Raw genomic sequence first — 11,683 nt, 5'->3', positions numbered from 1 at the left:
TCTAAAAAAGAACAACATGAGAAAAGTATTATTACTCGTATGCCTGCTAATGGCAGGTATGACCGTCAACGTAAATGCGGCAAAACAAAAAGCTAAACACGTCATTCTAATCGGCATGGATGGTTGGGGAGCCTATAGCGTCCCCAAAGCAGATATACCTAATATCAAAAGTTTAATGAATGACGGGTGCTATACACTGCACAGCCGGAGCGTACTCCCCTCTTCGAGTGCCATCAACTGGGCATCCATGTTTATGGGAGTAGGAACCGAACTGCACGGATACACCACCTGGGGTTCGAAAACACCGGAAATACCTTCGCGGGAAGTAAATGAACGAGGCATTGCCCCTACTATCTTTTCCATTCTACGCGAACAACGCCCCAAAGCCGAAATCGGTTGCCTGTACGAATGGCCCGGAGTCAAATATCTGGTAGACACATTAGCTATGAGCTATCAATATCAAACGCCGGGTTATGCCAAAGCCCCTACCGCTTTGTGCGAAGCTGCCGAAAAATACATCATAGAAAAGAAACCGAAACTGCTGGCTATCTGCTTCGAAGAACCGGACCACACAGGACATACCAAAGGACACGACACTCCTGCCTACCACAACATGCTCAAAGAATTGGACGGCTATGTAGGCCGCATCCTGCAAGCTATCAAAAAGGCAGGTATATGGGATGATACCATTATCATCATGACTGCCGACCATGGAGGCATCAAAACCGGTCATGGAGGCAAAACACTGCAAGAGATGGAAATACCGTTTATCATTTCCGGTAAGAATGTCCGTAAAGGAGGAGAAATCAAAGAAAGCATGATGCAATATGACACTGCCGCGATGATTGCCTACATACTCGGCCTGAAACAACCACAATCATGGATCGGACGTCCGGTGAAACAAGTCTTCAAATAGATTCGAATGTATCGGTCTGTCCGATACATCAACCCGATTCCAACAACAAGAAGCACTTGTTTATCCCTTAAGAAGCAAAGATACTTGCGCTAACAAGCAGACATAGTTGCCCTAAGATGCCGATATAGTTACTTGCTCACGGACGTGAACAGCCCTTATCACGTTCGTGAGCAGATCTTATCACAGACGTGAGCAGTCTTGTTCACGTCCGTGATCAAGTAACAACATCGGTATCTTAACACAATGATTCCAGCATGACAGACCAACAATAACAGTATGGCAGACTAATAACAAAAGCAAGACAGACGAACAACTACGGGCGACTTTTGACATATTCACGTATTAAGATCTCTCTTCACCGCATTTATCTTTAAAGTAAACAGAAAATCATAATAACCTCTCCTACTAAATTAAATTTATTTTTCATACATTTGCCACTCGTTGATACAAAATACAACGATTGTTAATCATTCTATAGTATAGTCATAACAAACGATACACAGAAACACCCGTGTATGAAGGAAAGAAAAACACAATATCAGAATAAGGAAGACGCAGAGCTATGGAGTCTACTAATCAAGGGAGACAATCTGGCTTTGGAGATATTGTATCGCCGTTACTTTCCGCATCTATTAAATTACGGACATACCATTTCTACGAATGAAGAACTGATAAAAGACTGTATCCAAGACCTTTTCGTCAATGTCTTCGACAATCCTAAGTTCCGCCCCATAGAACATGTGAAGTCTTATCTGTATACGGCTCTTAAGAATAATCTCATCTATAAGATGTCGTCCACAAAAGAAGCCTGCCAGCTAGAAGACATCGAATTTGAGGTTCCATTGACCAATGACGAACTGGAAGAGCTCTTTTCGCACGACGACGCATACCTGGAACAAAGTTTATTGCTGAAAAAAGCCTACCGGAAGTTATCTGCCAACCAACGGCATGCCATCTATCTATATTATATAAAAGAACTCACCTGGGACGAAGTAGCCGAGATATTAGGCATTACCGTGCACTCCTCCATGAACCTGATAGGTAGGGCTATCGTCAAGCTACGACGTTTATTTGAAAATAAATAAAACTTTTTTCGCTAAAAGTGAGGAGTAAATTCATTTTTGCCATTATAATAACAGAACATTGAATGATGAAAGAAGAAAAAGGAAATTTTAAACCTATAAGCGAACTGTTGTTCCACTATCTCCGGAAGAGAGAAAGCACAGCTTCTCAGGAAGCCGAAGATGAGGTGTGGAGCAAAATCAGCAAGCAGATAAGTAATAAGAAGAGGAAGCACGTTCCTGTCTATCGCTGGCTTATCCCGGTGACAGCCGTTGCAGCCGCTTCTCTATTATTTGTTTTCTGGCTGAACAATCAGGCTTATGATACTATCAATCCGGGAAATGTTCGAGACCTGGTATCTGCCGCTGATGCTCAAACGAATCATATTGAGTTAATCACAGCTACGGGGACAAAAATAAAGGTAGACGAGAAAGCCACTATCTCATACGCGCAAGACGGTTCTCTGCTCATCGATGAAAAGAAAGTCGCCACTCAGCATACAACCGAGGAAGAAGAACCGATGAATCAGATTATTGTGCCGATGGGAAAACATATCAAACTGCAACTGTCCGACGGTTCACGGCTAGATATCAATTCTGGCAGTAAGGTCGTTTATCCGCAGAAGTTTAAAGAGGATTGCCGGGAGATATTCGTCGAGGGAGAAATCTTCATAGACGTCACTCATAAAGAAAACAATATTCCTTTTATAGTAAAGACATCGCTCTTCGATGTTAATGTGCTGGGCACCGCCTTCAACGTGAAAGCCTATAAAGAGGATGCCGAAGCAGAAGTAGTACTGCTACGGGGAAAAGTGGAAGTGAAAGATAAAAATGAGCAGAACTATATGCTTATGCCTAATGAATTAATTGCACTCAATGAGGGCACCTATATGAATAAGGAGAAAGTAAACGCGCTCGATTATATCAGTTGGATTGACGGTATCCTGATACTGAAAAACCACTCATTAAGCACGGTGCTGCAACAGTTGCACCGATACTACGGACAAGAAATAAACTACGATGCAGGCATAGAAACAATGCCTATGCATGGTAAACTGGACCTGAATGAAGGACTTCAGAAAGTATTGTCGACCATTGCTATCACTGCACCGGTTACGGTAGAAGAGAAAGATAATATCTATTATGTACATATGAGAAAAGAAAACTAAGTACTAACCCAAATACTCACGATGCCTATGACATAAAGAAAAACACATACCAAAAAAAATCCGAATAATATTCGCAGTATTATCCGGATTATCTAAAAACATTACCTATCAGAATTAAGTAGCGTTCTTAAAATCACAAAGTTATGAAAAACAGTAAATTTATTGCAAGCAGGAGTATTAAAAGATATAAAATCCTGTTTGTACTGGCAATTCTTTTATCTTCTTTATCCGCTTTCGCGGAAGAAAACCCTGATTATGTAGAGGCAAAGACCTTCACATTCAGTTTTGAAAACGTACCGTTAAAAAAGGTCATCGATTATATTGAGAAAAACAGTGAATATATCTTCGTTTATTACGGAGAAACAATAGATCCTAATCGCAAAGTATCTATCAAAGTAACTAATCAACCTATCCGTCCCGTACTCGACAAGTTACTGAAAGGTATGTCAGTGGAATATACGATAGACAACAGGCAAATTACTCTTAAAAAAGTAACTCAGAAGAAAGTCCAGCCCCAAAACTCTAAAAAGAAAACAGTACAGGGGTTTGTATTGGACAAAGACGATAACCCGATTACCGGAGCAACAGTCAAAGTTAAAGACACCGCCACAGGTGCTCTGACCGACCTTGAAGGTTTCTACAAAATCGACTTGCAGGATGAGAATTCTATTCTGGTAGTATCTTTCATGGGGTATGTGACTCAGGAAGTGAAAGTTGGAAAGAAAACAGTAGTCAACGTCCAACTGGCAGAAGATGCTAAGGCATTGGAAGAAGTAGTTGTTACCGCCTTCGGTATCGGACAAAAGAAAGAAAGTCTTGTAGGAGCCATCCAACAAGTACGTCCCGACCAACTGAGGGTTCCTTCTTCACGCCTGTCTACTTCCTTCGCCGGTCGTCTGTCGGGAGTAATAGCTATCCAAAGAAGCGGCGAACCGGGTGCCGATGGTGCAAGTTTCTGGATTCGTGGTGCTTCTACATTCAGCGGTGCAACCGACCCTCTTATCATTCTGGATGGAGTAGAAATTGATGCCACTCAGCTAAATACGCTGGACCCCGAAGTGATCGAAAGTTTTTCTATCCTGAAAGATGCAACGGCAACGGCATTGTATGGTACGAGAGGAGCTAACGGAGTAATGGTAGTAACCACCAAAAACGGAGCTGACTTAAAGAAACCGATTATCAACTTTCGTGTAGAAGGAGCTGTATCGCAACTTACGAATGTGCCGGAAATGGTAGATGGAGTTACATATATGAAGCTGTACAATGAAGCGCAAACACGTACTCCGGGAACTACGGACATTTATTCGGACGAAAAGATTAACGGCACCATAAACAGAGTCAATCCTTATATGTACCCCAATATCGACTGGTATGACGAGATGTTCAAGAATAACACTTTTGCAGAACGTTTCAACTTTAATATCCGTGGTGGTAGTAAGCGTATGGACTACTTCATGAGTGCAAGTGTGAAGCATAGCGACGGTAATTTAAAGTCATTGAGTAAAGACTTCTATTCTTTCAATAACAATATCAACGTCTACAACTACGACTTTGTGAACAACCTTAATATACAGGCTACCAATACAACTAAAGTATCTTTAGGGCTTAACGTATCGGTACGCGATTGGAGTGGACCTTATAACAGCGCCGGTAGTGTATTCTCAAGTGCACTCAACGCTAATCCTGTAGACTTCCCGACACGCTTTCCCGCCGAAGAAGAAGATACGCATATCCGATGGGGAGGACGTTCAGGGGCTCCTAAGGGAAGTTATATCAACCCTGTCGCCAGTTTTGTATCCGGTTATAGTTCCACTTACTCTACAAGTGTGACAGCCAATCTGCGCCTCAACCAGGACCTGGATATGCTTATTAAAGGACTAAAACTGAATGCCATTGTCTCATATTACAACTATTCATATTCCAAAGTATATCGTTATTGTGACGTGAACCAATATGAAACCTCTTCCTACAATGCACAGGAAGATACATATGATTTGAATATCATTGGTAACGAAAAGAGTACAGACCTCAAAACCGGAGGTTCTAACAGCGGTAACCGCCGACTCTACATACAAGGTAGCTTGGATTATAACCGGACCTTTAATGATGTACATAAAGTGAATGTCATGTTCCTGTATAATCAGGAGCAAAATGATGTCAATAATCCTTCGGACCTCTTAACTTCGCTTCCTAAAAGAAAACAAGGTATAGCTGGTCGTTTATCATACGGATTCGACGGCAGATATCTGGTTGAAGCTAACTTCGGTTATAATGGCTCGGAGAATTTCCCGGCAGATAAGAAATTCGGCTTCTTCCCGTCGGTAGCCATCGGATATAATATATCGGAAGAAAAGTTTTGGGAACCTCTCAAAGACATCATCCCTCAATTTAAGATAAGAGCATAGTGGGGACTTGTCGGTAACGATCAGACCGGTGCAGGCCGATTTACTTTCCTTGAGAACCTGACTAATTCGGGAGCAGGATTCACTACCGGAACCGGTAACCAGACTCACTCCAACTCAGGACCTGTATGGAAAAGATATGCTAATCCGAACCTGACTTGGGAAGTCGGCGAGAAATGGAATGCCGGTATCGACGTCAGAATACTGAAAGGATTCAGCTTTTCTGCCGATGTCTTCAAGGAAGTGAGAAGAGATATCTTTATGGACCGGGGAACGATTCCTACGCTTATGGGACTTGGGAACGTAACCGTGCAGGGTAACCTGGGTAAGATGCGGAACTGGGGTGTAGATGCCAGCGTAGACTACAACAACCAAATAAACAAGAACTTATTCGTATCCTTCAAAGGTACTTTTACCTTTGCTCATAACAAGATTCTTGAAATGGATGAACCTGACTTTAGATTATATCCTAACCGATTGAAAGTGGGGCATCCACTTAATACGATTTTCGGATACGTTGCCGACGGATTGTTCACCGACCAGAATATGATTAACAATAGTTTACCCCAGCAATTTGCCAACCTTCCGTTAATGCCCGGCGACATCAGATATAAAGATACCCCGGATGCACTGGGAGGTACGGATAATGCAATTAACGAATATGACAAAGTGGCTTTGGGATACCCCAGTGTACCGGAAATCGTATATGGATTCGGTCCTTCTATCAAGTATAAACAGTTAGACTTTTCTCTGTTCTTCCAAGGGACGGGACGTGTATCATTAATGATGAGCGGATTCCATCCTTTCGCAAACGATGACAACACTGCCAGAAGGGGTATTCTGGATTATGTAGCAGACGGCTGTTGGACTACCGACAACCCGAATCCCAACGCAACATATCCCCGACTCACTACCGCCTATAATACAAACAATAACCAGAATTCAACATTCTGGCTGAGAAACGCTGCCTTCATCAAGCTGAAGAATGCAGAAATAGGATACAGTTTTAAGAATATGAGAATTTATGTAAGCGGCAATAACCTGCTGACATTCTCTAAGTTCAAGTTATGGGACCCTGAAATGGGAGGAGGTTCCGGTATGGCTTACCCCACTCAGAGAACATTTAACGTTGGTTTCCAGATGACTATTAATTGATAAATACAGATGATTGCTATGAAACTAAAATATATTTATGCGATTGCATTGTGCATCCTGATAAGTGGATGCAACTATCTGGATATTATGCCGGATGAACGTACCAAGATAGAGGACTCTTATAACACTCCGGCCAAGACCGAAGGATTTCTTTATTCTTGCTACACATATATGCCTATGAACCGCAGTTCTCAGGACAGCCAGCCATACCAAAGCTGGTATCCGACAGCACTGTTGACCGGAGGAGAAGTAACGACCTACTATAAGGCAAACGAACCGGAACAGTTGTTCACTATGGGACTCTACAACCCGACGAATAATTCTATCGTTTCCGACCGTTGGTGGCCAACTTGGAAAGGAGTTCGTCAATGCTACGAGTTCCTGGATGTTATAGATAAGGCACAAGTGTATACGGAAGCCGACCGGGAGATTTACAGAGCAGAAGCTAAGTTCTTAATTGCCTATTACCACTTCTGCTCATTACAAGCTTTCGGCCCTACTCTTATCATCCGGAAGAAATATGACCTGGATACTAAGTTATCCGAGTTACCCGCGCGTAGTTCTTACGATGAGGTAGTAGCGTTTATTGATGAGATGCTCGATGAAGCAATGCCCGGACTGGTTGAAGCACATAACCCGATGTACTTCGGACGGGCAACCAAACACGTGGCACGCGCTCTTCGCTCTCGTGTACATTTATACGCTGCCTCTCCTCTATTCAACGGTAATAGTGAATTCTACAGCAACTTCGTTGATGCAGACGGAAAACATTTAATCTCACAAACGTATGATGTGAAGAAATGGGAGAAATGCGCGGAAGTAACGCTGGACGCTATTCAGAATGCGGAGAAAGCAGGATATAAGCTATACGGAGACGTAGAAGCGGGAGCACCGACACAAGAGAAACCGGGCTTCACCAGCGAAACGGAAAGCGGAAGAGCTCAACGCAGAGTCAGATATTGTACGATTGATAACCAGAACTTATGTGAAATCATCTGGGGAGATAATCGTAGCGAATCGACATACGGTGTACAGATTCGTTCGTCAGTAAGACAAACCTCACAGATTCCGTATACTCAAACGAATTCTACAGCTCCCACGCTGCAAATGGTCGAACTATTCTATACGGAACACGGATTACCTATGGACAAAGATAAGACATATGACTATCCGAACCGTTACCAAATAGCCTATCTGCCCCACAACTTCGACGGAAACAACTACGAAGATCGTCCCAACGACAGGTCGATAAAACTACATTTCAATCGCGAACCTCGTTTCTACTCATGGATAGGTTTCCATAATAGTAATTACGAAATAGCACGATATAATGCAGTAGCACTTCCTCTCAACAAGTCTTACGTACCCGGCGGACTGAGAATGCTGTTCAACGGAGCACACGGTTTCAAGAAAGACATGACCGTACACTATTCAGTAACGGGATATCTGAACAAGAAGTTCACCCATCCCGGATTCACGAACAGCATCATTAAATATCCGTTCCCTACATTCCGTCTGGCCGAGCTGTACCTCAACTATGCCGAAGCACTGATTGAAATGGGAGGCGACAACAACTTCAAGATTGCCAAAGAATATATGGATAAAGTAAGAAAGCGTGCCGGCATCCCGGGAATAGATGAGTCGATTCAAAGCTATGCCAACTCCGAATGGAAAGGAAAAGAAAACGACCAGGAAACACTCCGCCAACTGGTACGTCAGGAAAGGCAAATTGAGTTCTACCTGGAAGGGCAACGTTTCTGGGACTTGCGCCGCTGGAAGATGGCTGAGAAACTGGACGAACCTTTCTTATGTTGGAACATCGAAGGAGCCAATGTAGAAACATTCTTCAAGGAGCCCACAGTGAACAAGACACTGACCAACCATTTCAACAAAGCACAGTATCTGTTGCCAATCAGTGCCAGTGAACTGGAGAAGACTCCTCAGATTATTCAAAATCCATTCTATTAATCAGCACATGAAACAAAACCATCTTATGATGGGTCTTGCCTTACTAGCTCCGCTCTCCTCCGTTGCGGAGGAGCACGGGGCTAATAAGAAAAAGCCCAATATTATCTATATCCTCGCCGACGATCTTGGAATTGCAGAATTGGGATGCTACGGACAGCAACTCATCGAAACGCCCAATATCGACCGACTGGCGAAGGAAGGAATGACATTCAGCAACCATTACTCCGGAACAGCCGTCTCGGCCCCGTCACGTTGCATCCTCTTCACGGGATTGCATTCTGGACATGCCTATATCCGTGGTAATGACGAAATGCCCGAACGCGGAAATGTAAAAAATCACCAAGCTGTACTGGCAGACTCTACACTGGAAGGGCAACGCCCTGTCCCGGCAGAAACCGTCATGATTCCGGCCCTACTGAAACAGGCAGGCTATACAACAGCCTGTATCGGCAAATGGGGCTTGGGATATCCCGGCTCAGATAGCACGCCCAACAAAATGGGTTTCGATTTCTTCTACGGATACAATTGTCAACGGGAAGCTCATACCTATTATCCCCCATTTTTATATAGAAATGAACAAAGAGAGTATCTGAACAATCCATTGGTAGTCCCCCATACCAGACTGGATAAAGATGCCGACCCGTATGACGAAAAGAGTTATGCCCGATATACTCTCAATGAATATGCTCCGGACCTAATGTACAAAGAAATAATCAACTTTATCGACCTTACTAAAAATACCCCCTTTGTTCTATTCTGGACAACTCCCGTCCCCCATGTCCCCTTGCAAGCACCGGAAAGATGGATAAAGCATTACGTCAACAAGTTCGGTGATGAAAAACCATATACAGGCAATCAGGATTATTTCCCCTGCCGCTATCCACGGGCAACATACGCGGCTATGGTTAGCTACTGGGATGAACAAATCGGAGGACTTATCGAGAAACTCAAAGAGGAAGGAATCTATGATAACACCCTCATCATCTTCACTAGCGACAACGGACCGACCTTTAACGGAGGAAGCGATTCTTTCTTCTTCGACAGTGCCAAACCATTTAAAAGCGAATGGGGATGGGGCAAAGCCTCACTTCGTGAAGGAGGTATCCGTGTACCGATGATTGCCAGCTGGCCCCGGAAAATAAAGGCAGGAAGCCGGAGTGATCTCCTTTGTGCCTTTTGGGATATCATGCCTACCTTCTGTGAAATTGCAAAAGTAGAGTGCCCTCCTACAGATGGAATCAGCTTTCTGCCAGAATTATTAGGCAAGAAGCAACGTGAACATGACTTCTTATATTGGGAATATCCCGACAGCGGAGGACAAAAGGCAGTCCGAATGGGTAAATGGAAAGCCATTATCCTGAATATCTTCAAAGGAAACAGAAGGATCCAACTCTATGACCTTGAATCCGACCCAAGGGAACAGACCGATGTGGCAAGATATCACCCGGACGTAATAAAGAGAATTGAAGATATTATGAAGAAAGAACATACGGAACCGGAACTAGCCTCATTTAAGATGCCTGACTGACCATCACAGCACACAGTATCTTTTTCGATTCCTTAAAAAGTGCGGCTATACCGCAAGAATATGCGATATAGCCGCCAATTAGAGTTAAAGAGAGAGAGAATTTATAGAAAGCGCGGTCTCACGACCAACTTAATATACCTAAAATGATTTTTATTCTTTCTTATTAGACGCAGGAAACTTCAAATCACTGCACTTCAAAGAGACTTTTTTAGTTAAAGAATAAAAAAATCGCTATTCTTGCAGGAATAGCGATTAATATCTTTAGAACATTTGGCTGACGCGTTCGATCCCAGCCACTAATGCGTCCACTTCCGATCGTGTATTGTACATGGCAAATGATGCACGTACCGTACCTTCGATTCCGAGCCGCTGCATCAACGGTTGCGCACAATGGTGCCCCGTGCGGACAGCGATACCTAAACGGTCTAACAATGTTCCCAAATCGAAATGGTGAATATCTCCCACCAGAAATGAAATCACTGCTCCCCGATCTGCCGCCTCACCGAAAATACGCATATTGGGTATTTCCTTCAATCGCTTCAGCGCATACGTCGTCAGCTCGTGCTCATGGGCGGCGATTTGGTCGAGTCCGATGCCATTAACGTAGTCAAGGGCTTTTGCCAGTCCGGTAGTACCGATGTAGTCCGGCGTACCAGCTTCAAACTTGAAAGGCAGTTCGTTAAAGGTAGTCTTTTCAAAAGAGACGTGCTGAATCATTTCTCCTCCTCCTTGATAAGGGGGCATACGGTCCAGCCATTCTTCCTTTCCATAAAGCACACCGACACCTGTCGGACCGTAAACCTTATGTGCGGAGAACACCAGAAAATCGGCATCCAAGTCTTGCACATCCACCTTCATGTGGGGGATAGACTGTGCAGCATCCACTAGAAAAGGTACTCCGTGCGCATGAGCCGTCGCAATCATTTCCTTGACAGGATTTACGGTTCCCAATACGTTCGACACCTGAACTACACTGACTATCTTTGTACGCTCGGTGAATAACTTTTCATATTCATCCAGCAACAGTTCGCCCTTGTCATTCATCGGAATGACCTTGATGACAATTCCTTTGCGGGCAGCCAGAAGTTGCCAGGGAACGATATTACTGTGATGCTCCATCACCGAAAGGATCACTTCATCGCCTTCCTGCATAAACTCATCTCCAAAACTGGAAACAAGCAAATTGATACTTTCCGTCGTACCCCGTGTAAAGACGACCTCATTCGTACTGCCGGCATTGATAAACTGCCGTACCGTCTCGCGGGAGGCTTCATGCAGTTCCGTTGCCTGCTGGGAAAGGTAATGTACTCCACGATGCACATTCGCATTCACAGAGTAATACTCATCTACCAGCGCATCCACCACCAAACGAGGTTTCTGAGTGGTCGCACCGTTATCGAAATAAACCAATGGTTTACCATACACCGTACGGCTCAATATCGGAAAGTCTTCACGTATCTTTTGAATATCCATTTTACTTATTC

Annotated in this window: 8 protein-coding genes; 7 read left to right on the top strand and 1 reads right to left on the bottom strand. The window is 43.8% G+C overall.

Translation table 11 applies throughout. The annotated features are described in order from the left end of the window. The first annotated feature begins 16 nt into the window (after positions 1–16). From ACHLI0_RS15090 to ACHLI0_RS15060, 7 genes are all read left to right on the top strand, one after another. Positions 17–916: an alkaline phosphatase family protein gene (locus tag ACHLI0_RS15090; RefSeq protein ID WP_490749516.1), complete on the top strand. Its 900-nt coding sequence runs from the start codon at positions 17–19 to the stop codon at positions 914–916. Between the two features lie 515 nt (positions 917–1,431). Continuing rightward, positions 1,432–2,001 (top strand): RNA polymerase sigma factor, encoded by a 570-nt coding sequence (locus tag ACHLI0_RS15085; protein ID WP_490749515.1) that lies wholly within the window; start codon positions 1,432–1,434, stop codon positions 1,999–2,001. 62 nt (positions 2,002–2,063) lie between these two features. Next, positions 2,064–3,146, top strand: coding sequence for a FecR family protein (locus tag ACHLI0_RS15080; protein ID WP_490749514.1), 1,083 nt, complete (start codon positions 2,064–2,066; stop codon positions 3,144–3,146). Between the two features lie 143 nt (positions 3,147–3,289). Then, positions 3,290–5,551: a SusC/RagA family TonB-linked outer membrane protein gene (locus ACHLI0_RS15075; protein WP_490749513.1), complete on the top strand. Its 2,262-nt coding sequence runs from the start codon at positions 3,290–3,292 to the stop codon at positions 5,549–5,551. Positions 5,552–5,608: 57 nt separating this feature from the next. Continuing rightward, positions 5,609–6,703, top strand: a complete 1,095-nt coding sequence (locus ACHLI0_RS15070) for a TonB-dependent receptor domain-containing protein (protein WP_490749597.1) — start codon at positions 5,609–5,611, stop codon at positions 6,701–6,703. Positions 6,704–6,721: 18 nt separating this feature from the next. Beyond that, complete coding sequence (locus tag ACHLI0_RS15065) at positions 6,722–8,671, top strand: RagB/SusD family nutrient uptake outer membrane protein (protein ID WP_315864116.1); 1,950 nt, start codon at positions 6,722–6,724, stop codon at positions 8,669–8,671. A gap of 7 nt (positions 8,672–8,678) precedes the next feature. Further along, positions 8,679–10,199, top strand: a complete 1,521-nt coding sequence (locus ACHLI0_RS15060; RefSeq protein ID WP_490749512.1) for an arylsulfatase — start codon at positions 8,679–8,681, stop codon at positions 10,197–10,199. A 261-nt stretch (positions 10,200–10,460) separates the two neighbouring features. Here the strand turns inward: ACHLI0_RS15060 and ACHLI0_RS15055 are convergent, their stop codons facing one another. Continuing rightward, complete coding sequence (locus ACHLI0_RS15055) at positions 10,461–11,672, bottom strand: cysteine desulfurase (protein WP_490749511.1); 1,212 nt, start codon at positions 11,670–11,672, stop codon at positions 10,461–10,463. Positions 11,673–11,683: the final 11 nt, after the last annotated feature.

It is taken from the genome of Bacteroides sp. RCH18 (assembly GCF_058231005.1).
The sequence above is the reverse complement of the archived record's forward strand: the minus strand, read 5'-3'. Positions and strand labels throughout refer to the sequence as shown.

What these genes read in the sequence shown, in the direction of transcription:
- ACHLI0_RS15055 (WP_490749511.1), bottom strand. Translation starts at nt 11,672, where the DNA reads ATGGATATTCAAAAGATACGTGAAGACTTTCCGATATTGAGCCGTACG.
- ACHLI0_RS15065 (WP_315864116.1), top strand. Translation starts at nt 6,722, where the DNA reads ATGAAACTAAAATATATTTATGCGATTGCATTGTGCATCCTGATAAGT.
- ACHLI0_RS15060 (WP_490749512.1), top strand. Translation starts at nt 8,679, where the DNA reads ATGAAACAAAACCATCTTATGATGGGTCTTGCCTTACTAGCTCCGCTC.
- ACHLI0_RS15075 (WP_490749513.1), top strand. Translation starts at nt 3,290, where the DNA reads ATGAAAAACAGTAAATTTATTGCAAGCAGGAGTATTAAAAGATATAAA.
- ACHLI0_RS15090 (WP_490749516.1), top strand. Translation starts at nt 17, where the DNA reads ATGAGAAAAGTATTATTACTCGTATGCCTGCTAATGGCAGGTATGACC.
- ACHLI0_RS15080 (WP_490749514.1), top strand. Translation starts at nt 2,064, where the DNA reads ATGATGAAAGAAGAAAAAGGAAATTTTAAACCTATAAGCGAACTGTTG.
- ACHLI0_RS15085 (WP_490749515.1), top strand. Translation starts at nt 1,432, where the DNA reads ATGAAGGAAAGAAAAACACAATATCAGAATAAGGAAGACGCAGAGCTA.